Here is a 22,039-nt window from a genome sequence, read left to right on the forward strand (position 1 = left end):
AGCTGGATAAATTAATGGTCGCTCAACCAGACGTCATACGCATTTTCAGGCATCTGCTTGAAGGGCCGGAAGCCCAAGCCGTGAACGTAGGCGGCAGCGGCAATCTGGTCTTCAGGCTCATACAGCGGGATAGCCAGCGCCTGTTGCACAATGGCGAACTCCTGTAACTGGGCGTAGAAGCCTTTGCGCTTTTCGGTGTCCAGCGTCTGCGATGCGCCCTGCAACCACGGGGTGATTTCCGGCGCTGCCGTACGGCTGTAGTTAATGGCACCGCCACCCTTGACCGGCAGGTAGTGGTTTTCGATATCGATGCCATCGGTGTCGGTATTGGAGTTAGCAATTGAGCCAAACAGGCCGGTATTGCGTACGTCGGTGTAGGTACCCGAATCGACATAGCGGATTTTCAGCTCCACGCCGAGACGCTGACGTGCCTGCGCCTGCAACGCCTGCAGCAAGACGTCGCGCTGGTCGCGCACCGTGGCCTGTGCCTGAATGATCTCAATGCTGAGACGCTTACCGTCTTTGCTGCGAAACCCGTCCGAATCGCGGGTTTTCCAGCCTGCTTCGTTGAGCAACTGGTTTGCCAGCGCCGGGTTATTGCCATATTTGCCGTCGAGGCTGTTGTCATACAGCGGGTCAACCGGCGACGTGATGCCCCAGACGCGGGTGCGTTCGCCGCGATAGATCGACTGCAATATCGGGCCGACATCCAGCCCCTGTAGCAGCGACTGACGTACCTTGAGTTCCTGCGTTGGCCCGTAGGTGACGTTCAAAAACAGCGAATAGGGCGTGCCGGTATTGAGGGCGTGCTGGTAGGTGAAGTCTTTGTTGTCTTTGAACTCACCGGCGTCGTTGCCGGAGATCCCTTCAATCACATCAACCTGTCCGGAGAGCAGCGCGCCGGTGCGCACAGACGATTCCGGCAGGAAACGGTAGGTTACGCTGTCGAGATACGCCGGTCCCTGATGTGCCGCATTGGCTGAAGCCCAGTGGTAATTCGGGTTTTTGACAAATTCCGCCTGCTGGCCTTTCTCATACTTTTTAAGGATGAAAGGCCCGGTGCCTGCCAGTTCCGGTCCACCGGCTTTCAGTTGTGGTGAACGCCAGGCCGCGGGCGACAACAGTTTCAGCCCGGCGGCGAAGGAGAGGAACGGCGCATAAACCTGTTTAAGCGTCACGGTCACGGTGTGGTCGTCCGGCGTGCCGACATTGTCGATGCGGCTGGCGATGGCGCACAGGCTGGAACCTGCACAGTAGGCCGGGTCCTGAGCATGGCGGAAGTTTTCGGCCACGGCATTGGCGTCGAGTTTTTTGCCGTCAGAAAACGTGACGTCCTGACGCAGGGTAAAGGTGTAGGTTTTACCGTCTTCAGACAGGGTGTAACCCTGTGCCAGCCAGGGTATATAAGAGCCGTCAGGTTTGCGCGCCAGCAGGGATTCATATGCCACACGCAGGATCAGTTCTGCTTTCGACTGGCCGTTAAGCTGCGGGTTAAATGTGTTGGGTTCGGTTTCGACGCCCCAGGTCAGCGTGCCGCCGCTGCGGGGTTGGCCGGTGGAGGCGAAAGCATGATGGCTGACGGCCAGCGTCAACAGAGAGAGACTGGCAAAGCCAGCGCTAAAGATTATGCGGTTCATTATTTCCCCAGAGAGCAAGTAGATTCAAACGTCATCAGACGTAAAGTTTGGCTTCAGGCACGGTACGCACGAACTCTTTCTGCGCCTGTGCTTCATACAGCGGTGGGTTAAGAATTTTGCGTAAATAGACCAGTTCAACGCCAAGCGGATTGACCGCCGTGTGGAAAGGCTCGTAGCCGCGGCGCTGATAGAGCGCCGTCAGCCACGGATGCCGGATGGCAGTCGCCAGATAGACCGCCGGGACTTTCAGGGTGTCTCGCAGAAAGTTGTCTTCGACATAGCTCATGATCTGCGCGCCAAACCCCTGGCCTTTGGCGCTTTCGCTGACGGCAAACCAGTGAACAAACGGCCAGGGCGCAAACTCTTTGCCGGAGGGTGTCCACGGAAAGCGCGTGGTTAGGGTGGCGGTCAGCCCCTGTCCGGTCTCCATTACATAGGTGGTTTCGCGGCGGATCACTTCGCGGACATCTTCCACCGAAGCACGCGTGATGGTGAAATGGATATTGAGTTTGAGCAGCGGAGCATAGGCCTGTTGCAGCAGCGCGTGCAGTTCAGCCGCTTCCTCTTCGCGTGCCAGCCGGATCTGTTGGCTCATCGGCTTCTCCTCAGGCCAGTACGCGGCTTTCGGCCGCCAGCAGTTCGAGCGATTGCAGCCGCGCCTGCGCGCCGGCCAGCGGGGTATCGATCACAAACTCATCCACGCCGAAGCGCACCTGTAACTCCTCAAGCTTGTGGTGGACCTGCTCCGCGGTGCCGGTCAGCACGGAGGAAGTACGCTCTTCAATCTGATGGGACGTGGCGGTGGACTGGCGGATATAGGCTTCGGCCTGCGCATGGCTGCCGACGGTAACGCTCTGGCCGTCGCTGCCGGTTACGCGAAACTGCTGGCGGTCAGCGGCCAGTTTTTCGGCCTGCGCGGCGGTTTCAGCGACAATCACCGACACGGCCAGCAGCCCGCGACGGCCAAGACTGTCATGGGTATAGGCTGACAGTGCGCGGCCAATTTCCGCCGGATCACCGTTGAGGTGCGCGGCGAACACAAAGTTCCAGTTCAGGCTGGCGGCCAGACGTGCGCTCTGTTCGCTGGCACCGAGCAGAAAACGGCTTGCTGGTTGTTCTGGCAGCGGCGTGGCGAACAGCGTATCGCCCTGAATGTCAGAAGGTTGCGCGAACAGCCAGCCGTCGAGTTGCTGGAGCTGTGCTGCAAAATCGCCTTTCAGTGCGGGGTCAACCGCGTACTGCAACGCGCGCGTTGAGAGCGGCAGGCCACCGGGCGCTTTGCCGACGCCTAAATCCACCCGTCCCGGCGCAAGCGACGCCAGCAGGTTGAAGTTTTCGGCCACTTTGTAAGGGCTGTAATGTTGCAGCATCACGCCACCAGAGCCGACGCGGATGCGTTTGGTGTGGGCGAGGATCCAGGCGATCACCACTTCCGGCGAAGAGATCGCCAGCTTGTCAGTGTTGTGATGTTCAGCCAGCCAGAAGCGTTGATAGCCCCAGCGCTCGGCCTTCTGCGCCAGTTCCAGCGTGCGTTTGAGCGCGCCGCTGGCGTTCTCCCCTTCATCGATGGGGCTTTTTTCCAGCAGACTTAATCGGTAACCCATAGTGTTCCTGTCCTTTTGTTCCCGGCGGTTCGTTATGGGTTCGATTATTAAAGGCAGGTTACAAAGTTGTAAAACAACAATAGTTGCTATTCAGTTGCGCGAAATGAGATAGGGAAAGCGGGCGGGGTGTGGCGGCGGTTTCTGCCGGAACGGATTTAAGGTAAGGTTTGCCCCATCAGGCTTCGACCACTTTCAGGTTCACTATGACAACACTTACCCCCGATGCACTTTTTCGCCAAAGACTGGCAGCGCTCACGCTGACGCTGAATATCGACCCGCATGTGGCGGACAATCAGGTGCTGGACCGCGTGGCCCTCAGCTTTCGTAAACTGCTCAATTTTTTGGCGACAGAGCATGAGGCAGGGCAACCGGCGTTTGATGCGCAGGCCAAAAACGCGCTGGTTATGACCATCGCTGAGAATTACGCAACCTGTCAGGAAGGAGGATTGTTCAGAAAGGATATTTCGGCCCAATGGCTGGCCCGATGTTTTGTCGGCATGCTTGACCAGATGCGCGAAGAACCGGCCGACGCCGCCCTGCGCCATCAGCAAAGCGTGGCCTGTGCGAAAATTATCTGTGAAGGAATGTGGCCGGGCGCGGCAGATGCTCGGGTTTAAAACCCGAAAAAAGCCAGGGTGCGTTAACGGCACTCTGGCTTTTTTTATGCGTGAAAGGCTTAGCGGCTGAGCAATTTAAACTGACGCGTCGTTTCCGTTAATGCCACTTCAGTTGGCAGACGTTCCATCGAGCTTGCGCCGTAGAAACCATCCACCAGCGGGCAGTTTTTCATGATGTACTCTGCGTCCTGCGGCGATGAAATCGGCCCGCCGTGGCACAATACAATCACATCTTCCCGCACGCTTTTCGCGGCTTTTGCCCACTCGTTGATCATCGGCACGCAGTCTTCGAGTTTGAGCGCGGTTCCGGCACCGATGTTCCCGCCGGTCGTCAGGCCCATATGCGGCACAATAATATCCGCACCGGCTTCTGTCATCGCGATGGCGTCGGCGGCGCTGAATACGTAAGGCGTGGTCAGCATATCTTTCTGATGGGCGAGGCGGATCATGTCAACTTCCAGCCCGTAACCCATGCCGGTTTCTTCCAGATTGGCGCGGAAGTTGCCGTCAATCAGCCCGACCGTCGGGAAGTTCTGCACACCGGCAAAACCCAGCGCTTTCAGGTCATCGAGGAATTTATCAAACTGGCAGAACGGGTCAGTACCGTTAACCCCCGCCAGCACCGGCGTATGTTTCACTACCGGAATCACTTCTTTGGCCATATCGACCACAATTTCATTGGCGTTGCCGTAGGCCAGTAAACCGGCCAGCGACCCGCGCCCGGCCATACGGTAGCGGCCTGAGTTGTAGATGACGATCAGGTCAATCCCACCGGCTTCCTCGCACTTGGCGGAGAGCCCGGTCCCCGCGCCGCCGCCGATTATCGGCTCACGGCGGGCGATCATCTCACGAAATTTCGTCAGCAACGCCTGACGTTCAAATTTAGCCATGATGGTTTCCCTTAATGTTGGGCAATCTCTTTAAACAGTCGGACTGCGGTAGCGGCAAACTCTGGATCATTAATGTTGCAGCTCAGTCTGACTAAACGCCGCTTTGCGGTCTGTTTTACGGTTTTTTCCAAGGTGTCGGCAAAAGCATTCAGCGCATCGGGGTTCCAGAAAGGTTGCCCGACCGCGTCGAGGGCAGAAAAACCGCCCCCGGGTATCAGGAATCGCACTTCGCCTTCGCAGGTGTTGAGCTTTTCCCCAATCCATTTCGCCATTTCGGCGTTTTCTTCCGGCGTGGTGCGCATCAGCGTCACCTGCGCGTTATGTTCGTAAAACTGGCGGCCGGTATATTTGGCCGGAATGCTGGAGAGGTGACCGAAGTTGACCATATCCAGTGCACCACAAGAACCGACGTAGGGCACCTGCGTTTGTGCGATGGCGTCGAAGCGTTCAGGGCCACAGGCCAGTACGCCGTCAAATAACAGGTCGCACACTTCGGTGGTGGTCAAGTCCAGCACGCCAGACAACAGGCCGCTGGTGACCAGTTTTTCCATCGCTTTACCGCCGCTGCCGGTGGCATGAAACACCAGACAGTCAAATTCTTTTTCCAGCAGTTCGCTGGCGGTCTGGATACACGGCGTGGTGACACCAAACATCGTCAGCCCGATCGCCGGTTTGTCATCGTCACTTACCGGATGCGAAAAATAGACCGCGCCGGCAATTTGGTGCGCAGCATTCGCCAGCACTTTGCGTGAAATCCGGTTTAGCCCCGCCACATCCGTGACCGAATAAAGCATGGCGATGTCACTCGCGCCGATATACGCCGAAACATCCCCCGACGCCATGGTAGAGACCATCAGCTTCGGAATGCCCACCTGCAAACTTTGCATCGCCGGTGTAATGAGTGCCGTACCGCCTGAACCACCCAGACCGAGCAGGGCAGCGACGTCGTTACGCGATGCCATAAAATGCTCAAAAGCCAAGGCCATCGCACTGATAGCGCGTCCGCGATCGCCGCAAAATACCGCTGCGGCCCCTTGCGGGTGGAATGCCGCCACGGTGTCCGCGCTGATATCCGCCAGCGTGTCGTGCCCTTGAGCTTTGGTCGATAAATCCACCGTGACCGTTTTCAGTCCGGTAGCACGAACTAAATCACTGACAAAGGCCATTTCGCGACCTTTGGTATCGGTCGTCGTAGCGATGTAAACACTGGGCGTTGGCACGGTCATCGGGGCATCCTTAATATGAGTAAGATTTCATAATAATGAGACGATGGTCTTATTCATGCAAGGCTATCATACACATTTGAGACTGGAGTCTCATGTAATTTACACAACGGCGATTTTGCTATCAGCACTGACTTTATTTGTTAAAGTTAGACATCAGAATTTTTGACGGAATTTCATTTTGACACCTATCGATATCCAGAAAGAGCTGACCCCGGCGCAACGCCGCACCCGCCGACGGCTGGTGGCAGCCGCTATGACTCTTTCCGCCAGCGGCGCACTGCCCACACTGACTGAAGTCGCTACACAGGCCGAGATGTCGCGCGCTACGGCTTATCGCTATTTCCCTACTCAGGGTGCGCTGGTGGCGGCAATGGTTGAAGAGAGCCTGCGGCCCATTATCGAATGGCGGCCACATCAGGCCGATGCGGGTCAGCGTATTCATGAATTGCTGGCATTTGCTTATCCGCGCATGCTGGAACATGAAGGCGTGCTGCGCGCCGCGCTGCAACTCTCGCTGCAGCAGTGGTCCGAACAACGTCGTGACCCAAAAACTCCAGAGACGTTGGTGCGCGGTAACCGAAAAAGTATTCTTAAACGGGTGGTGGAACCGCTGGAAGGCAAAATGTCAGCCGACAGTTTGCAGCGCATGATCTACGCCTTTTCGCTGATTTACGGCTCGGAGGTCTTTATGGTCATGAAGGATATCTGGCACGTGGACGACAACGAGATCCTGAATGTCACCCAGTGGATGGCGAAAGCGATTTTGCGGCAGGCGGAGGAAGATATGCGGGCGGGGATCGCCTGACCAGAAGAGCCTGGTAGGCGATCAAATGACTATAACGTTTTCTGCTGCGCCGTAAAGCGGCGGAAAGCGTCGAGGGTTTCGCTACTGACGTGATGTTCCACGCCCTCTGCATCCAGACGTGCCGTCTCGGGGCTTATCCCCAGAGCGATAAAGAACGACTCCACAACGTTGTGGCGCTCGCGATTCTCAGCGGCCAGCTTCTCACCCTCCGGCGTCAGGAAGGTTCCACGATAGGGTAACTGGCGAACCAGTCCGGCGCTGGCCAGACGTTTTAAGGTTTTCGCCACCGTTGGCTGCGACACACCGAGACGTGCGGCCAAATCTACTTGTCGCGCTTCGCCGAATTCACGGATTAAATCCGAAATCAGCTCTACATAGTCATCCATTAATTCCCGCCGATGCGCTTCGCGCACCTGTAAAAAACCCTGAGCGTGCTCTTCAGCATCCAGTAGTGGATTCAACTTCTTATTATTCACAACGCTTGCCTCTTTCTTGCTCAATGGTTTTTTACCTTGGCCGCCTTTTCGGCGACAAGGAGTGACATTGTAAACCAAGCGGCCTCCAGCACCAATTTTTGCAAACTTCGCCTTGGCTATGGAGTATAGCCTATGCTATACATGAGTGATAATACGTCATCGTCTGTCGCTGTATTCTCAGGAGGAATTTCATGGAAAGAGACCAGGTCCCTGTAAAAAATAAGGTTATAGACCGCAATGCGTTCAGCCGGACGGTTTCAGTATGGCTGAGCTATTCACCATTTCGCCTGCGTCTGATGCTGATCGGTATGATTGTCGCGATGATTGGCGGTAACGCCCTGGCGGCAGAGAAAGATAAAAAGAAGTTCAAAGTGGTGACCACCTTCACGGTGATACAAGACATCGCCCAGAATATCGCCGGTGATGCTGCTACGGTGGAGTCAATCACCAAGCCCGGCGCTGAGATCCATGATTATCAGCCGACGCCGCGCGACATCGTGAAAACCCAGTCGGCAGACCTGATTCTGTGGAACGGTTTTAATCTGGAACGCTGGTTTGGCCGGTTCTTCGCCAATATTAAAAATGTGCCGTCAGTGACGGTGACTGAGGGCATCAAACCGTTGCCGATTCAGGAGGGGCCGTATCTGGGCAACCCGAATCCGCATGCCTGGATGTCTTCTAAAAACGCGCTGATTTATGTCGAAAATATCCGTGCTGCTCTGATCAAATATGACCCAGACAACGCTGCGACCTACGATCGCAACGCCAAAAATTACGCAGAAAAAATCAGGCAGCTGGATGCCCCGCTGCGCGCCCGTCTGGAAAATATCCCTGATGGTCAGCGCTGGCTAGTGACCAGCGAAGGGGCGTTTAGCTATCTGGCGAAAGATTATGGGATGCGCGAAGCCTATCTGTGGCCGATTAATGCCGAAGAACAGGGCACGCCTCAACAGGTGAAAAAATTGATTGATCGGGTGCGTGAGAAACACATTCCCGTGGTCTTCAGCGAAAGCACTATTTCGGATAAACCCGCCCGTCAGGTGAGCAAAGAGACTGGCGCGAAGTACGGCGGCGTACTGTATGTCGATTCGCTTTCCACGGCCACAGGCCCGGTACCGACCTATATTGATCTGCTGAAAGTGACCGTGGGTACGATTGCAGAAGGATTCGGTCAGTGAGTTTGCCGCGCCTGAATCTCAACGTCGATAACATTTCGGTGACCTACAACAACGGGCACACGGCGATCCAAAACGCCGGATTTCGGCTGCATGGGGGTTCCATTTGCGCACTGCTCGGCGTGAACGGCAGCGGTAAATCGACGCTGTTTAAAACCATTATGGGGATTATCCATCCGACGCAGGGCAGCGTGACGCTCGACGGGCTGAACGTCGCCAAAGCGTTGAAGCAAAACCTGATTGCTTATGTGCCACAGTCCGAAGAGGTAGATTGGAATTTTCCGGTACTGGTACGTGACGTTGTCATGATGGGGCGTTACGGCAAAATGTCGTTTCTGCGGATCCCGTCGCAGGAAGATAAGCGGCAGGTCGCGTCGGCACTGGCCCGCGTGGGTCTGACGGATTTGGCAGCACGCCAGATTGGCGAGCTATCCGGCGGGCAGAAAAAACGGGTGTTTCTGGCCCGAGCGCTTGCACAACAAGGCCGTGTGATGTTGCTCGACGAACCGTTTACCGGTGTGGACATTAAAACCGAGAACGCCATTATCGATCTGCTGCGCCAGCTGCGTGGGGAGGGGCATCTGATTCTGGTCTCTACCCATAACATCGCCAGCGTGCCGGAGTTTTGCGACCGCGTGGTATTAATCAATAAAACCGTGATTGCCAGCGGCCCGCTGGAAACCACGTTTACCGCCGACAATCTCGAGCACACCTTTGGTGGCACGCTGCGTAATATCAGTTATCTGTCGCAGGAACGCCCGGCGCCGCTGAGGCAGGTTCAATGATCGACCTGCTGCTGGCACCGTTTCAGTACAACTATATGGTCAAGGCCATCTGGGTCAGCGCAGGCGTTGGCGCGGTGTGCGCGTTTCTGTCAGCCTATCTGATGCTCAAAGGCTGGTCGCTGATGGGCGATGCGCTCTCGCACTCAGTGGTTCCCGGTGTGGCGGGGGCTTATGCCCTTGGCTTTCCCTACGCTATTGGCGCATTTGGCACCGGTATTCTGGCCGCGCTGTCGATGACGCTGTTACGGCACTACACCAAGCTGCGCGAAGACGCGATCATCGGCTTCGTGTTCTCCACGTTTTTCGCCCTTGGGCTGCTGCTGGTGTCGCTCAACCCCACCTCGGTCAACGTGCAATCCATCCTGTTCGGCAATATTTTAGGCATCGATGACGCCGATATTTTACAAGTGCAGATTATTGTGGGTGTCTCGCTGCTGATGCTGTTAGTTGTCTGGCGTGATCTGCTGGCGGTATTTTTCGATGAAGCCCATGCGCGGTCCGTGGGTTTGTCACCCCTGTGGCTGAAAGTTATTTTCTTTACGATTTTCAGCGCGTGCAGCGTGGCGGCCTTGCAGACGGTCGGGGCGATTTTGGTGATCGCGATGGTTATCACCCCCGGCGCGACGGCTTATCTGCTGACTGACCGGTTTTCTCACCTGCTGATCATCTCGGTGGTTATCGGGGCGGTGACCAGCGCTGCCGGAGCATGGTTAAGTTTTTATCTCGACGGTGCGACCGGCGGCGTGATTGTCTGCCTGCAAACGGCTGTGTTCCTGCTGGCCTTTTTGTTTGCACCGAAACACGGCTGGTTGGTTAACCATTTTCGGATCAAGACCCGCACAGGGGGAGACGCATGATGCCGTGGATTGAGTTGCTGATGGAGCCGATGGGTTTTGCCTTTATGCAACGCGCGCTGCTGACGGCGGCGGCCACCAGCATTGTTTGCGCGTTTTTCTCCTGTTTTCTGGTGCTGAAAGGCTGGTCGCTGATGGGAGATGCTATCTCTCACGCTGTTCTGCCGGGCGTGGTACTGGCATTTCTGGCCGGGATCCCGCTGGTGATTGGGGCATTCTGTTCCGGGCTGTTCTGCGCCGTCGCTACCGGCTTTATCAAAGAACATTGCCGGGTGAAAGAAGATTCAGTGATGGGCATCGTGTTCTCCGGTATGTTTGCCGGCGGTCTGGTGCTGTTTTCTCGGGTGAATACCGAACAGCATCTGAGCCATATTCTGTTCGGCAATGTGCTGGGTGTGAGTGACGGCGAAATGCTGCAAACGTTAATCATCGCGGCGCTGGTCACGCTGGCTATCTTAGTTAAATTCAGGGATCTGGTACTGTTCTGTTTTGATCCGGTGCAGGCGAAAGTGATCGGACTACCGGTCCGCTTTTACCACTATGCGTTACTGTGCCTGCTGGCGCTGACCATTGTTGCCGCGTTACAGGCGGTGGGCGTGGTGTTAGTGGTCGCGATGCTGATCACACCCGGTATTACGGCGTTTCTGCTGTGTAAAACCCTGCCGAAAATGGTGATGATTGCAGTGACGGCGTCACTGACGGCCGCTATCAGCGGTACCTTTATCAGTTTTTATATTGATGCCGCGACCGGCCCGACTATTGTGCTGATTCAGGCTCTCTTCTTCCTGCTGGCGCTGGCGGTGCATTTACTGCGCAGAAACCCGCAGCCGGTGGCGGAATTGTCTTAGTCTTATACATCAGAAATAGAACGGAACCTTTGCCATACTCATCGTCAGAGACCACGCGACAGGAGCAACAATGAATATCAGCAAATCTGACGGCAGCGACGTGCAGGAAATCTTGCAGATACTGGGCGAATCCAAAGGGGAAAACCTCACGGCGCAGCAACGTGCGGAAGAGGGCTTCACCCAGGGCACGATGGACGAAGCTATGCTGAGAAATTTTCAGGCTGGCAGCGGTGTGTTTGTGAGTAAAGAGCAGGTCGATGGTCATCCGGTGATCACCGGTATGGCGATGACCACGCTGGGGAAACTGGCAAAGCACGGCACGGCGCTGGCCGCGTACAATGCCGTTCTGGAGAGCGGGCAGGCCACGGCAGAGGATATTTTCCTGTACGGCCCCGTCACTGTTCGTCAGGCATTTCGTGGTAAGGGCATACTGACGCAGTTACTCATCCATATCTGCCAGTCGCTGAAAGCGGAGTTTCGTCTCGGTGTGGCGTTTGTGGATAAAGAGAACCACAAGTCGCTATTGATCCATCGTCATTACCCGATGACCGAACTGGAAGGTTTCGAGCTGAACGGTCGCAGTTATGCGATTTTCACTTTTGAGCCTGAAAAGGTGCTGATGTTCTACCAGAACCGCTAACCTTTCTCCGCCTTACTTGCCGTGCAGTGGCTTGACGATTTCGATACTGCGTTCAAGCCGCTGCTTGGTCCCCTGATAATCCTGCAAAATGATGGCAATAAACAACGTGTCGAGCAGGTTGAGCTGAATGATACGTGCCACGGCGTTTTGCCCCAGCAGCGGGCCCCCGCGGGCGGGGCTGAAAATCGATAAATCGGCATTTTTTGACAGTGGCGATGCGTTGTCATTAGTAATGCAGATGATCCTCGCGCCGCGCTCTTTCGCTACCTGTACCGCCTGCAACAATTCACGCGTGTCCCCGGACTGAGAAACCACCATCACGACATCATCTTTCTCCAGTTGGCAGGCCACCATCAGCATCAGGTGAAAATCGTTGTAAGAATGGCTGTGGATACCGATGCGTAATAGCTTGTGTTCAAAATCCTGCCCGACAGTAGCCGACCCACCCACACCAAAAATGGCGACATGGCGCGCCTGTAGCAATAGCCTGGCGGCTTCACTGATGACTGCCGGATCCGCCACTGACTGGGCTTCTTTCAACGCCTGAATCGAATTGCTAAACACCTTTTCCAGCACAGAATCGACGTTATCGCTTTCATCAATTTCCTGCTCTTTATCAAAAGGCAATGCCAGAAAATACGCCAGAAGCGATACCCGCAAGTCACGAAACCCGGAATATCCCAGTTTCTTCGCTACTTTCACAATCAGCGGCTCCGACACGCTGAGCGCTGATGCCACCTCTTTAATACTGGTCTCCTGACTGACATTCCCTTTAGTGATCAGCCACTCGGCGATCCCCCGCTCGGTGGTATTCAGGCTGGACAGACACATTCTGATCCGCGCCCCGATGGCCAATGCATTGTCGTTGTCGTTTATCTGTTCCATCGTCTCACTCTGTAAACGTGTGGGTTGTCAGTGGGTTGAAGAATTCACTTCAGGCCGAAGTTTAGCATAATGGCAAAACTTCACAATAAATATAAATAATGTGAAGCTGATCGCTTTTGATCGTTGCCGCATCAAAACTTTACTGATAACTTTATTTTCGTGAAGTTTGGGGTGTTTCCTTACGCAAAAAACGGTTGTTGAGTTATCGATGAAGGCGCCACTTTAAGATAATCCAATGGCCTGCGGGATGTACAAAACCTTCTTTACATCGGATGAGCGGTTTGTCGGAGTTTTTCCTAAGTCGCTCAATATAATACGAATAATAAAACCATAACCTACTGAATCAGGGTGAATAACATGACTGGCTCATTCTTTAGCGTACTGCAACGCGTCGGCAGATCTTTTATGCTACCCATTGCTTTGCTGCCGGTAGCTGGCCTGATGTTAGGCATAGGTGCCTCTTTTACTAACGAAACCACCATTGCGTCATATGGACTGCAAAACGCTCTCGGTCCGGGAACGATACTTCACGCATTGCTTACTGTAATGAAAAGTGCGGGCAGCGTGGTGTTCTCGAATCTGCCTATTCTTTTTGCCACAGGCGTGGCGATGGGCATGGCTAAGAAAGAGAAAGAAGTGGCGGCTATCTCCGGCGTCATAGGCTTCTTTATCATGCACGCCACCATTAATGCCATGCTGGAACTCAACGGCTTGCTCAAAGAAGGCGCATTGCCCGATGGCTCGCTCGGGATGACGGTGGGCATTCAGTCATTGCAGATGGGGGTATTTGGTGGCGTTCTGGTTGGGCTGGGCGTTGCTGCGCTTCACAACCGGTTCTACAAGATTCAGTTGCCGGCCGTCTTCTCCTTCTTCGGCGGAACCCGCTTCGTGCCTATTATTACCTCGCTGACCTATCTCGGTGTGGGCATTGTCATGTTCTACATCTGGCCAGTTATACAGCAGGGCATCATGATGCTCGGCCATTTGGTGAATGAGTCAGGGTACGCCGGGACATTTATCTACGGTTTCACTGAACGGGCCCTCATTCCCTTCGGTCTGCATCATGTGTTTTACATGCCTTTCTGGCAAACCGGATTGGGCGGCACCATGGTGATCGACGGTCACAGCGTCGCCGGAGCACAAAACATTTTCTTTGCTCAGTTGGCCAGCCCCAATACCACGGAATTCTCCGTCGGTGCCACGCGCTTTATGGCCGGTAAGTTCCCCTTCTACCTGTTTGGTATTCCGGGCGCGGCTCTGGCTATTTACCGCTGTGCGCGGCCTGAAAACCGTAAACTGGTCTTTGGCCTGTTGATTTCAGCCACGCTGACTGCCGTGTTAACGGGTATCACAGAACCTATTGAATTCTCGTTCCTTTTCGCTGCACCTATTTTGTATGTGCTGCACTGCGTGCTGGCCGGTCTGTCATTCATGCTGTGCCACATCTTCAACGTGGGTGTCGGGCAAACCTTCTCCGGAAGCCTGATCGACTTTGTGCTGTTTGGCGTCATGCAGGGTAATGCCAAAACGCACTGGATTAACGCCATTCTGATCGGCATTCCGCTATTCCCTATTTATTACTTCAGCTTTAGCTATCTCATCAAAAAACTTCAGCTCAAAACGCCGGGTCGTGAAGACGCTGGTCAGGAAACCAAACTGTATACCCGCAAGGACGTAGAGCTGGCAGGCAAAACAGCGCGCGAAGGGGCAGAGGTGACGGAGGTTTCAGAAACCATCATTGAGGGGTTAGGCGGCCGCGACAACATTGAAGATGTTGATTGCTGCGCCACCCGTCTGCGCATCACGGTGTATGACGAAAGCAAAGTTGACGACAGTCTGCTGCGAGCATCCGGCGCGAAAGGCGTAGTGCGTAAAGGCCGGGGAATTCAGGTGATTTATGGGCCACACGTCACCTTAATCAAGTCTGATCTTGAAGAAGCGCTGACCACCGCCTGAAGCGAACTGCACAGTTAATCAAAATATCGTGAACTTATGGCGTGTTGCGCGAACGTGGCACGTCAAATCAACAAAAATGTATTGAACAATAAGAGGTAGTACTTCGATGAAAATTGCCATTGGTTGTGATCACGTTGGCTTGATCCTGAAACCGGAAATTATCCGCCACCTGCAAGAGAAAGGGATTGAGGTCATTGATAAAGGGACAAATTCACCGGAACGAACCGATTACCCGCGTTACGCTAAGCCTGTGGCCGATGCCGTAGTCAGCCAGGACGTTGATCTGGGCATTCTGATTTGTGGATCGGGTATCGGAATTTCGATAGCGGCGAATAAAGTTCCCGGCATCCGCGCCGTAGTATGCAGTGAACCCTATTCAGCCAAACTTTCTCGTGAACATAACAACACCAATGTTCTGGCTTTTGGTTCGCGGGTGGTTGGCAGTGAACTGGCCAAGATGATTGTTGATCAATGGCTGGATGCCAATTTTGAGGGGGAGCGTCATCAGCGCCGTGTCGATCAGATCAGTACCATCGAACATGGAGGTTCCCTTGCCTAAATTTTGCCCCTCAATGATGTGCGTTGATTTTTCGCGATTGCCTCAGGAGATCGAGGCTCTGGAAAATGCGGGCGCCGACATGCTGCATATTGACGTTATGGACGGTCATTTTGTGCCTAATTTCGCACTCGGTACAGAAGACATTAAAGCCATTGGTAAGCTCACCACTATTCCCTATGACGTCCACCTGATGGTGACAACGCCAGACCCGTACATTAAACAATTCGCGGATCTGGGCTGTGCGATCATCTATGTTCACGCCGAAGCCCCGGTGCATCTGCACCGGACACTCGGCAATATAAGGTTGGCTGGAGCGCGCTCAGGCGTGGCCATCAACCCTGGCACGCCACTCAGTGCGCTGGAGGAAGTGCTCGATATCACCGACGTGGTTATGGTGATGTCGGTAAATCCAGGTTTCGCCGGGCAGCTCTTTGTTGGCGGTTCAGTCGATAAAATTAAGCGACTGGCGCAGATGATTGCTGACCGGGGACTGAATACAAAAATCGCCATTGATGGGGCTATTAGTCCTCAGGTGGTGGCAGAGCTACGCGACTATGTGGAGTATTTTGTGCTCGGAACGGCAGGGCTATTTCGTAAAGATTGCACTTACATGGAGGCAATGGAGGCACTGCGAGGTATTGCCAGTGGGCAGAGCATAGTTGCAGAGCAACTATAGAAAGCAAAAATGGGTATTTTATTTCCCGGCCATTCCACGGTTAACTGATTTCAACGAAGAGCAACGGTAAAACGTTTCCCTTCATGATTTCACTAAACGGGAGTGTATCCATCATGTCGCAAGAAAAACCGTTCAGGCAGTCGACCTCATTTTGGCAACGCGTCAAACATAAGTGTGCCAGTGCGTTTATCAGTGAACCTTCACAGGACAGCACGCGCATGATGGAAGCTTTAATCCCAACGGGAAGTTTATATGGTATCGAAATGGGCAGTTTTTCAATGGAAAGAGTCGGCCCGGCCTGGTATCGCGAGAATTAACCCTGGCCGTCGCGTTATGCGCATTAGTTATTGGAATGAGCTGTGCGTAATAAATCGTTCTCCTGGTAGTGCACGTTGTATGCAGTAGATTGTTCTCTCTGACCTCGTCGTAAATGTGATTTTCTCTCTCATTTGTGGAGCCCATAACTGCTTGCAGTTATGGGTTTTTTATCATTATTTCATAGCCATTTAATATATTTTCTATTATTTAAGGCAAAAAACTGCCAGTCAGGGCAGGGCGAAGACACAATATCTGCCACAGGGGAATGGCGAGACGAATAATGTGGCATTCAATAAGGATAGTAGTTCATGGTGATGAACCCAAAAACTTCGCACCAGCGGTTTCTTCGGTTTGGTTAACGGTCTGAACTTTGCTCTGCAGTATCAGGGTGCCAACGACGGCAATATTTCTGGTGAAGGTAGCACTAACAGTAACCGCAGTATCCGTGCTCAAAACGGCGACGGTCTCGGTATGTCCACCAGCTATGACTTCGGTATGGGCGTCAGCGCTTCCGGTGCCTACGCATCTTCTGATCGTACGAATGATCAAGTTAATGGAACGATTGCTGAAGGTGACAAAGCAGAAGTTTGGACTGTTGGCCTGAAATACGATGCAAATAAAGTTTATTTAGCAACGATGTATTCTGAAACACGTAATATGACCGGCTATCGGTGATAGTGACGCACTGGTCGCGAACAAAACGCAGAACTTCGAAGTGACAGCGCAATATCAGTTTGATTTCGGTCTGCGTCCTGAAATGCCCTACCTGCAATCTAAAGGTAAAGATCTGGCCGTCGATATTGCTAATAATTCGGAATATAAGGATAAAGATCTGGTGAAATATTTTTCTGGTGCCACTTATTACTTCAACAAAAACATGTCCACCTATATTGATGACAAAGTCAACCTGCTGGACAACGACGACGACTTCTATACAGCAACCGGTATTTCTACCGATGATATCGTTGCCGTAGGTCTGGTTTACCAGTTCTAATTCAGATTATCTTTATTAGGCCCACCTATTTGGTGGGCTTTTTCGTTTTTATTTCGGCTTATTCCTGCTGCCTTCTGTCACTGTTAATTTTGTTCTGAAACCAATACTGCCTGAGTATCGACTTCCAATGCGCGGAATATATGTTCCTGATCGGCGGGATAGCAGATGTAATCTCCGGCATTCAGCGTGAAAGGCTCCTCTGTCAGCCCGACCAGCGCCTGCCCCTGCGTGATAATGATATGTTCAACAGAACCCGGTGAATGGGGTTGGGACACACGGTCAGCGCCCGGCTGAGTCATCAACAGGTAGATATCACGCCGCGCACCTGGCGGGCAGGTCGCCAGCAATACCGCTTTGTAATTCGCCAGCTCAGCCACTACCGACGGGCCTTCACCGCGCCTGATCACCTGAGACTGATTGACCTGTTGCTCCATCAGCCGCGCAAACGGAATATCCAGCGCAACGCACAGCGCCCACAGCGTTTCCAGACTCGGATTGCCGTTACCCCCTTCGAGTTGCGACAGCGTCGATTTTGCAACACCCGCACGACGGGCCACTTCAGCCAGAGATAAACCGGTACGCTGACGTTCGCGCACCAGTGCTTTGGCAATAATGCTGATCGGTTGAGTCATAAGTCATCCTGCTAAATTGTTATAACGAACGATCGTTCGACTTGTAAATCAGTTTTCGATTGTTCATTATAACAGCCTGTTTGTTCGTTATGGGATGAGTTTTATGAGTTTCGGCCGTTTTTCTTCGCTAAACGCGGATACGGTGAAAGCCATTTTGCTGGTGTGCCTGGCCGATGGGATCGTCGGTATCTCTTACGGTTCGCTGGCGACGGGTAGCGGATTTCCGCTGTGGGTGCCGCTAATGCTCTCAGTGCTAGTGCTGGCCGGAGCCTCCGAATTTTTGTTTATTGGTATTGTCGCGGGGGGAGGCAGTCCCTTTGCGGCCGCCGCCGCAGGGCTGCTGGTTAACGCCCGTCATCTTCCGTTCGGTATTGCGGTCAAGGATCTGGTGGGCCGCAATCCGCTCAGTTTTTTGGGCTGTCACCTCATGAATGATGAAAGCGTGGTGTTTGGCGTCTCGCAAAATTCACACCGTCAGCGCAAGGCAGCCTTCTGGCTATGTGGTCTGGGCATTGCCCTCTGCTGGCCGCTGGGCGTCATTATCGGTGGTTCGGTGGGGAAATTTATTCCGGACACGCAGGCTATTGGTTTGGACGCCGTATTCCCCGCAATCCTGGTCGCGCTGATCCTGCCAGCGCTTAACAATGCTAAAACCCTTCTCTCGGCCTTTTCCGGGGCGCTGATTGCCCTCGCGGCTGTCCCTTTTGTCCCGGTGGGGATGCCGGTGCTGTTTTCCCTGCTGGGATTAATAATTAGGAGGAATAAAGCATGAATGACCACGCTCTGGTGATCGGCGGCATTGCGCTGCTGGCGACCGGTACTTATCTGCTGCGGGTAGCAGGCTTCAAACTCGGCGCCCGCATGACGTTCACCGAAAATAGCCGTGCGCTGATCGCCGATGCGGCCACCACGTTATTGCTGGCCGTTGCGGTCATTGCCACCTTGCTCGAGGGGCAGCACTTTGCCGGTGTTGCGCGTCTGGCAGGTGTCATTGTGGCGGCTATGTTGGCGTGGAGGAAAGTGCCGTTGATTATCGTCATTCTTGCCGCCGCCGTTGTAACGGCGTGTCTTCGCTGGTTGGGAATGCATTGAGGTCAGCAGAAAGTGAAAGGATCGCGTGAGACGTCACCGGCGTGGCGGAATTTTCCCCTTTACCTGATATATCGGTTCCTATTCAGGTGGAAATAAAACACAATACGGCTCACAAAAATGACATTTATTTTGTCATGCACGCTACTTTCACTTCACCAAAAAGTCACATATTTTCATGCAAACACAACCAATCTCACGCAAGACAGAGTGGCTCCGCGTCATTATGCTTGCCATCGCCGCCTTCATTTTTAATACCACGGAGTTCGTTCCGGTCGGTTTGCTGTCGGACATCGCCAGCAGTTTTTCAATGGAAACCGCACAGGTCGGGTTGATGCTGACTATCTATGCCTGGGTCGTGGCGCTGATGTCACTGCCACTGATGCTGCTGACGCGTAATATCGAGCGGCGGCGTTTGCTGGCGGTGCTCTTTATCCTGTTTATTGGCAGCCATATTTTGTCAGTAATGGCGTGGGACTTTCAGTCACTGGTGGTTTCGCGTATCGGTATTGCGCTGGCGCATGCGATTTTCTGGTCAATAACCGCATCGCTTGCTATTCGCGTTGCGCCTGCGGGTAAGAAAACGCAGGCACTGAGCATGCTGGCGACCGGTACTGCGCTGGCAATGGTACTAGGGTTACCCCTCGGGCGCGTGATTGGTCAGTATCTCGGCTGGCGTATTACGTTTGCGATCATCGCCTTTATTGCGCTGATCACCCTGCTTTGCCTGATGAAGTTGTTACCTAAATTGCCAAGCGAGCACAGCGGGTCACTGAGCAGTGTGCCGATGCTGTTTAAACGCCCTGCGCTGGTTTGCATGTATGTACTGACTACACTTATCGTCTCCGCGCATTATACCGCCTACAGTTATATCGAACCTTTTATGCAAAACGTGGCCGATATGGGTGAGAACTTTACGACCTTCCTGCTATTAGTGTTTGGCGGTGCCGGGATCCTCGGCAGCGTGTTATTCAGCGTATTGGGAAACCGTTTTCCGTCAGGCTTTTTGGTGGGAGCGATTGCTATCGTCACGCTCAGCATGTTGCTGCTTTGGGTGGCCGCGACACACACTGTGAGCATTTCCCTGCTGGCCGTTATGTGGGGAATGGGCATGATGGCGATTGGGCTAGCGATGCAGATTCGCGTACTGGCTCTGGCACCAGATGCTACCGATGTCGCGATGGCGCTGTTCTCCGGAATCTTTAATCTGGGGATTGGCGCTGGCGCACTCTTCGGCAATCAAGTGAGTGTCCATTTCGGCATGGCGAATGTGGGTTATGTCGGTGGCGTCATGGGAGGCGCGGCGCTGGTCTGGTGCGTCTTTATTTTCCGTCGTTACCCGCAGTTACGGGCGGCGCACTAAGTGGAGAAAAACGCGACAGAAAGTCCAATTTAACAATAAATTCACATCGACAGGCGTACCGGCACTGGCCGGTACTATACTGCCAAGATGCACCGGTTTTCTCCGGCCCACTGACCTTGCGAATCCCCATTTATGCATATGAAGAATAAGCAGCCTTTACCCGCCGTTACGCTGGCGGCAATTGGCGTGGTGTACGGTGATATCGGTACCAGTCCGTTGTATACCCTGCGCGAATGCCTGACCGGGCAGGCGGGGATCATTCCGACAGAAAGTTCGATTTTCGGCTTTTTATCACTGATTTTCTGGTTGCTGATGCTGGTCGTTTCCATCAAGTACATCGGCTTTGTGATGCGGGCAGACAATGACGGCGAGGGCGGCATACTGACCCTGATGTCACTGGCTGTGCGCCACGTTAAGCCCCGATGGTTCACGGTGACGGTATTTCTCGGGCTGGTGGGAGGCAGTTTCTTTTACGGTGACGGCGTGATCACCCCCGCAATCTCGGTGCTGTCGGCGATTGAAGGGCTAGAGATCATCGAACCGTCGCTGGACCCTTTCATTATTCCCCTGTCGATCGCGGTCCTGACCCTGCTGTTTGTTATCCAGAAGAAAGGCACGGGCAGCGTGGGTAAACTGTTTGCGCCGGTCATGGTGCTGTGGTTTTTGTCACTCGCGGTGCTTGGCATCAGCGGTATCATGAAAAACCCAGCCGTATTGCAGGCGCTTAACCCTTACTGGGCCGTGAATTTCTTCATCGAATACAAAGGTATCTCCTTCTTTGCACTCGGCATGGTGGTGCTGGCGGTAACCGGTGCTGAAGCGTTGTACGCGGATATGGGGCACTTCGGTAAAAAGCCTATACGTATCGCCTGGTTTATACTGGTCGCGCCTTCGTTGGTGCTGAACTATTTTGGTCAGGGCGCGCTGTTGATGACTCACCCTGAGGCGATTAAAAACCCATTCTTCCTGCTGGCTCCTGACTGGGCGCTGGTGCCGCTACTGCTGATTGCCACTCTGGCGACGGTGATTGCCTCGCAGGCCGTGATTTCCGGCGTATTTTCTCTGACCCGTCAGGCGATGAGGCTGGGTTATTTGCCACCAATGCGCATTGTCTATACCTCGGATGTCGAGTCCGGCCAAATTTATATTCCGGTGGTGAACTGGCTGCTCTACGTGGCCGTGCTGATTGTGATCATCAGTTTCAAGCACTCGAGCGATCTGGCATCGGCTTACGGCATTGTCGTCACTGGCACCATGGCGCTGACTTCGGTGTTGCTGAGCATTGTGGCGATAAAAAATTGGGGCTGGAAACCGCGCTGGGGCTTGCTGCTGATGGTGCTGATGCTGGCTGTGGATATTCCGCTGTTCGCCGCGAACCTGACCAAACTGTTCTCCGGCGGCTGGCTGCCGGTGGTGCTGGGGCTGAGCATTTTACTGATCATGATGACCTGGCACACTGAGCGTACGCGCCTGCTGCGCCGTCTGCGGGAAGACCCGGATGCGTTGAATGCGCTTATCACCTCGCTGGAGAAATCCCCGCCGCTGCGCGTACCGGGCACGGCCGTGTTTATGTCACGCGCACCTGATGCGGTACCGCTGGTGTTGCTGCACAATCTTAAACATAACAAGGTGTTGCATGATCGGGTGATCCTGCTGACGATCGCCAGCGCCGATGCTCCGTATGTGCATAAACTCAAACGCGTCACCATCGAGCATCTTTCACCGTCGTTCTGGCGGGTGGTGGCGAGTTATGGCTGGCGTGAGACACCGAATCTGGAAGAGGTCTTTTACCGCTGCGGGCAGGACGGATTGCGCTGCACCATGAGTGACACCTCGTTCTTCCTCTCCCGCGACACGCTGGCGCTGGATAAACGTCCGTGGTATCTGCGCATCCGCGGCAAACTGTTCCAGGTGTTACAGCGTAACGCACTACGGGCACCCGACTTGTATCAGATCCCGCCTAACCGGGTGATTGAGCTGGGTGCCGTGGTGAAGTTTTAACGCCCCGGT

At 54.0% G+C, this 22,039-nt stretch carries 23 protein-coding genes and 1 pseudogene; 16 read left to right on the plus strand and 8 right to left on the minus strand.

What is annotated here, in order from left to right:
• Positions 1-11 precede the first annotated feature (11 nt).
• The 3 genes from ACZRKO_RS19400 to ACZRKO_RS19410 are packed head-to-tail and all read right to left on the minus strand — an operon-like array spanning position 12 to position 3,241.
• Positions 12-1,637, minus strand: a complete 1,626-nt coding sequence (locus tag ACZRKO_RS19400; protein WP_463738875.1) for an ABC transporter substrate-binding protein — start codon at positions 1,635-1,637, stop codon at positions 12-14.
• Positions 1,638-1,671: 34 nt separating this feature from the next.
• A complete protein-coding gene (locus ACZRKO_RS19405; RefSeq protein ID WP_463738876.1) occupies positions 1,672-2,232 on the minus strand; it encodes a GNAT family N-acetyltransferase in 561 nt (186 codons plus the stop codon).
• Positions 2,233-2,242: 10 nt separating this feature from the next.
• Positions 2,243-3,241: an LLM class flavin-dependent oxidoreductase gene (locus ACZRKO_RS19410; protein ID WP_463738877.1), complete on the minus strand. Its 999-nt coding sequence runs from the start codon at positions 3,239-3,241 to the stop codon at positions 2,243-2,245.
• A gap of 203 nt (positions 3,242-3,444) precedes the next feature.
• Between ACZRKO_RS19410 and ACZRKO_RS19415 the strand changes: the two genes are divergently transcribed.
• On the plus strand, positions 3,445-3,858 hold the full coding sequence (locus tag ACZRKO_RS19415) for a hypothetical protein (RefSeq protein ID WP_463738878.1): 414 nt from the start codon (positions 3,445-3,447) through the stop codon (positions 3,856-3,858).
• 59 nt (positions 3,859-3,917) lie between these two features.
• Here the strand turns inward: ACZRKO_RS19415 and ACZRKO_RS19420 are convergent, their stop codons facing one another.
• Both ACZRKO_RS19420 and ACZRKO_RS19425 read right to left on the minus strand, forming a co-directional pair.
• Entirely contained in the window at positions 3,918-4,748 is an 831-nt protein-coding gene (locus ACZRKO_RS19420; RefSeq protein ID WP_463738879.1) for a phosphoenolpyruvate hydrolase family protein, read from the minus strand.
• Between the two features lie 11 nt (positions 4,749-4,759).
• The gene (locus ACZRKO_RS19425) at positions 4,760-5,974 is read right to left on the minus strand and encodes a Tm-1-like ATP-binding domain-containing protein (RefSeq protein WP_463738880.1); all 1,215 of its coding nucleotides are present in this window, start codon (positions 5,972-5,974) and stop codon (positions 4,760-4,762) included.
• Positions 5,975-6,152: 178 nt separating this feature from the next.
• Here ACZRKO_RS19425 and ACZRKO_RS19430 point away from each other — a divergent pair, with 178 nt between their 5' ends.
• A complete protein-coding gene (locus ACZRKO_RS19430; protein WP_463738881.1) occupies positions 6,153-6,779 on the plus strand; it encodes a TetR/AcrR family transcriptional regulator in 627 nt (208 codons plus the stop codon).
• 29 nt (positions 6,780-6,808) lie between these two features.
• Here the strand turns inward: ACZRKO_RS19430 and mntR are convergent, their stop codons facing one another.
• The gene (gene mntR / locus ACZRKO_RS19435) at positions 6,809-7,255 is read right to left on the minus strand and encodes a manganese-binding transcriptional regulator MntR (protein ID WP_463738882.1); all 447 of its coding nucleotides are present in this window, start codon (positions 7,253-7,255) and stop codon (positions 6,809-6,811) included.
• A gap of 191 nt (positions 7,256-7,446) precedes the next feature.
• On the opposite strand from mntR, the gene ACZRKO_RS19440 reads away from it, so the two are divergent.
• The 5 genes from ACZRKO_RS19440 to ACZRKO_RS19460 all read left to right on the plus strand — a co-directional run bounded on the left by ACZRKO_RS19440 (position 7,447) and on the right by ACZRKO_RS19460 (position 11,557).
• A complete protein-coding gene (locus tag ACZRKO_RS19440; protein WP_463738883.1) occupies positions 7,447-8,433 on the plus strand; it encodes a metal ABC transporter substrate-binding protein in 987 nt (328 codons plus the stop codon).
• Positions 8,430-9,215 (plus strand): ATP-binding cassette domain-containing protein, encoded by a 786-nt coding sequence (locus ACZRKO_RS19445; protein WP_463738884.1) that lies wholly within the window; start codon positions 8,430-8,432, stop codon positions 9,213-9,215. The genes ACZRKO_RS19440 and ACZRKO_RS19445 overlap by 4 nt, the downstream gene beginning before the upstream one ends.
• Positions 9,212-10,072 carry a metal ABC transporter permease gene (locus ACZRKO_RS19450; protein ID WP_463738885.1) on the plus strand — a complete coding sequence of 287 codons (861 nt, stop codon included), beginning with the start codon at positions 9,212-9,214 and terminating at the stop codon, positions 10,070-10,072. The genes ACZRKO_RS19445 and ACZRKO_RS19450 overlap by 4 nt, the downstream gene beginning before the upstream one ends.
• Positions 10,072-10,917 carry a metal ABC transporter permease gene (locus tag ACZRKO_RS19455; RefSeq protein WP_463739043.1) on the plus strand — a complete coding sequence of 282 codons (846 nt, stop codon included), beginning with the start codon at positions 10,072-10,074 and terminating at the stop codon, positions 10,915-10,917. Before ACZRKO_RS19450 ends, ACZRKO_RS19455 begins: the two co-directional genes overlap by 1 nt.
• Positions 10,918-10,987: 70 nt before the next feature.
• Positions 10,988-11,557, plus strand: coding sequence for a GNAT family N-acetyltransferase (locus ACZRKO_RS19460; RefSeq protein WP_463738886.1), 570 nt, complete (start codon positions 10,988-10,990; stop codon positions 11,555-11,557).
• Between the two features lie 12 nt (positions 11,558-11,569).
• On the opposite strand, the gene ACZRKO_RS19465 is transcribed toward ACZRKO_RS19460, so the two are convergent.
• Positions 11,570-12,442 carry an SIS domain-containing protein gene (locus ACZRKO_RS19465; RefSeq protein ID WP_463738887.1) on the minus strand — a complete coding sequence of 291 codons (873 nt, stop codon included), beginning with the start codon at positions 12,440-12,442 and terminating at the stop codon, positions 11,570-11,572.
• Positions 12,443-12,799: 357 nt separating this feature from the next.
• Here ACZRKO_RS19465 and ACZRKO_RS19470 point away from each other — a divergent pair, with 357 nt between their 5' ends.
• The 5 genes and pseudogenes from ACZRKO_RS19470 to ACZRKO_RS19490 form a co-directional block, all read left to right on the plus strand.
• A complete protein-coding gene (locus tag ACZRKO_RS19470; RefSeq protein WP_463738888.1) occupies positions 12,800-14,398 on the plus strand; it encodes a PTS transporter subunit EIIC in 1,599 nt (532 codons plus the stop codon).
• 106 nt (positions 14,399-14,504) lie between these two features.
• Positions 14,505-14,957 (plus strand): ribose 5-phosphate isomerase B, encoded by a 453-nt coding sequence (gene rpiB / locus ACZRKO_RS19475; protein ID WP_463738889.1) that lies wholly within the window; start codon positions 14,505-14,507, stop codon positions 14,955-14,957.
• Positions 14,958-14,970: 13 nt separating this feature from the next.
• Positions 14,971-15,633 carry a ribulose-phosphate 3-epimerase gene (rpe, locus tag ACZRKO_RS19480; RefSeq protein WP_463739044.1) on the plus strand — a complete coding sequence of 221 codons (663 nt, stop codon included), beginning with the start codon at positions 14,971-14,973 and terminating at the stop codon, positions 15,631-15,633.
• Positions 15,634-15,746: 113 nt separating this feature from the next.
• Positions 15,747-15,950, plus strand: a complete 204-nt coding sequence (locus ACZRKO_RS19485) for a hypothetical protein (protein ID WP_463738890.1) — start codon at positions 15,747-15,749, stop codon at positions 15,948-15,950.
• Positions 15,951-16,281: 331 nt separating this feature from the next.
• Positions 16,282-16,945: pseudogene (locus ACZRKO_RS19490) on the plus strand (porin); the annotation flags it as partial.
• Between the two features lie 83 nt (positions 16,946-17,028).
• Here the strand turns inward: ACZRKO_RS19490 and ACZRKO_RS19495 are convergent.
• A complete protein-coding gene (locus tag ACZRKO_RS19495) occupies positions 17,029-17,577 on the minus strand; it encodes a helix-turn-helix domain-containing protein (protein ID WP_463738891.1) in 549 nt (182 codons plus the stop codon).
• 103 nt (positions 17,578-17,680) lie between these two features.
• On the opposite strand from ACZRKO_RS19495, the gene ACZRKO_RS19500 reads away from it, so the two are divergent.
• From ACZRKO_RS19500 to kup, 4 genes are all read left to right on the plus strand, one after another.
• Positions 17,681-18,349 (plus strand): AzlC family ABC transporter permease, encoded by a 669-nt coding sequence (locus tag ACZRKO_RS19500; RefSeq protein WP_463738892.1) that lies wholly within the window; start codon positions 17,681-17,683, stop codon positions 18,347-18,349.
• Positions 18,346-18,669, plus strand: a complete 324-nt coding sequence (locus ACZRKO_RS19505) for an AzlD domain-containing protein (RefSeq protein ID WP_463738893.1) — start codon at positions 18,346-18,348, stop codon at positions 18,667-18,669. The genes ACZRKO_RS19500 and ACZRKO_RS19505 overlap by 4 nt, the downstream gene beginning before the upstream one ends.
• Positions 18,670-18,844: 175 nt before the next feature.
• Positions 18,845-20,029 carry a sugar transporter gene (locus tag ACZRKO_RS19510; RefSeq protein ID WP_463738894.1) on the plus strand — a complete coding sequence of 395 codons (1,185 nt, stop codon included), beginning with the start codon at positions 18,845-18,847 and terminating at the stop codon, positions 20,027-20,029.
• Between the two features lie 132 nt (positions 20,030-20,161).
• The gene (gene kup / locus ACZRKO_RS19515; RefSeq protein WP_463738895.1) at positions 20,162-22,030 is read left to right on the plus strand and encodes a low affinity potassium transporter Kup; all 1,869 of its coding nucleotides are present in this window, start codon (positions 20,162-20,164) and stop codon (positions 22,028-22,030) included.
• The last annotated feature ends 9 nt before the right edge of the window (positions 22,031-22,039 follow it).

This window comes from Ewingella sp. C233, assembly GCF_055407225.1.

What these genes read in the sequence shown, in the direction of transcription:
- ACZRKO_RS19425 (WP_463738880.1), bottom strand. Translation starts at nt 5,974, where the DNA reads ATGACCGTGCCAACGCCCAGTGTTTACATCGCTACGACGACCGATACC.
- ACZRKO_RS19410 (WP_463738877.1), bottom strand. Translation starts at nt 3,241, where the DNA reads ATGGGTTACCGATTAAGTCTGCTGGAAAAAAGCCCCATCGATGAAGGG.
- ACZRKO_RS19415 (WP_463738878.1), top strand. Translation starts at nt 3,445, where the DNA reads ATGACAACACTTACCCCCGATGCACTTTTTCGCCAAAGACTGGCAGCG.
- ACZRKO_RS19495 (WP_463738891.1), bottom strand. Translation starts at nt 17,577, where the DNA reads ATGACTCAACCGATCAGCATTATTGCCAAAGCACTGGTGCGCGAACGT.
- ACZRKO_RS19470 (WP_463738888.1), top strand. Translation starts at nt 12,800, where the DNA reads ATGACTGGCTCATTCTTTAGCGTACTGCAACGCGTCGGCAGATCTTTT.
- ACZRKO_RS19455 (WP_463739043.1), top strand. Translation starts at nt 10,072, where the DNA reads ATGCCGTGGATTGAGTTGCTGATGGAGCCGATGGGTTTTGCCTTTATG.
- ACZRKO_RS19450 (WP_463738885.1), top strand. Translation starts at nt 9,212, where the DNA reads ATGATCGACCTGCTGCTGGCACCGTTTCAGTACAACTATATGGTCAAG.
- ACZRKO_RS19485 (WP_463738890.1), top strand. Translation starts at nt 15,747, where the DNA reads ATGTCGCAAGAAAAACCGTTCAGGCAGTCGACCTCATTTTGGCAACGC.
- ACZRKO_RS19465 (WP_463738887.1), bottom strand. Translation starts at nt 12,442, where the DNA reads ATGGAACAGATAAACGACAACGACAATGCATTGGCCATCGGGGCGCGG.
- ACZRKO_RS19440 (WP_463738883.1), top strand. Translation starts at nt 7,447, where the DNA reads ATGGAAAGAGACCAGGTCCCTGTAAAAAATAAGGTTATAGACCGCAAT.
- kup (WP_463738895.1), top strand. Translation starts at nt 20,162, where the DNA reads ATGCATATGAAGAATAAGCAGCCTTTACCCGCCGTTACGCTGGCGGCA.
- ACZRKO_RS19405 (WP_463738876.1), bottom strand. Translation starts at nt 2,232, where the DNA reads ATGAGCCAACAGATCCGGCTGGCACGCGAAGAGGAAGCGGCTGAACTG.
- rpe (WP_463739044.1), top strand. Translation starts at nt 14,971, where the DNA reads ATGATGTGCGTTGATTTTTCGCGATTGCCTCAGGAGATCGAGGCTCTG.
- ACZRKO_RS19420 (WP_463738879.1), bottom strand. Translation starts at nt 4,748, where the DNA reads ATGGCTAAATTTGAACGTCAGGCGTTGCTGACGAAATTTCGTGAGATG.
- ACZRKO_RS19400 (WP_463738875.1), bottom strand. Translation starts at nt 1,637, where the DNA reads ATGAACCGCATAATCTTTAGCGCTGGCTTTGCCAGTCTCTCTCTGTTG.
- rpiB (WP_463738889.1), top strand. Translation starts at nt 14,505, where the DNA reads ATGAAAATTGCCATTGGTTGTGATCACGTTGGCTTGATCCTGAAACCG.
- ACZRKO_RS19510 (WP_463738894.1), top strand. Translation starts at nt 18,845, where the DNA reads ATGCAAACACAACCAATCTCACGCAAGACAGAGTGGCTCCGCGTCATT.
- ACZRKO_RS19505 (WP_463738893.1), top strand. Translation starts at nt 18,346, where the DNA reads ATGAATGACCACGCTCTGGTGATCGGCGGCATTGCGCTGCTGGCGACC.
- ACZRKO_RS19460 (WP_463738886.1), top strand. Translation starts at nt 10,988, where the DNA reads ATGAATATCAGCAAATCTGACGGCAGCGACGTGCAGGAAATCTTGCAG.
- ACZRKO_RS19500 (WP_463738892.1), top strand. Translation starts at nt 17,681, where the DNA reads ATGAGTTTCGGCCGTTTTTCTTCGCTAAACGCGGATACGGTGAAAGCC.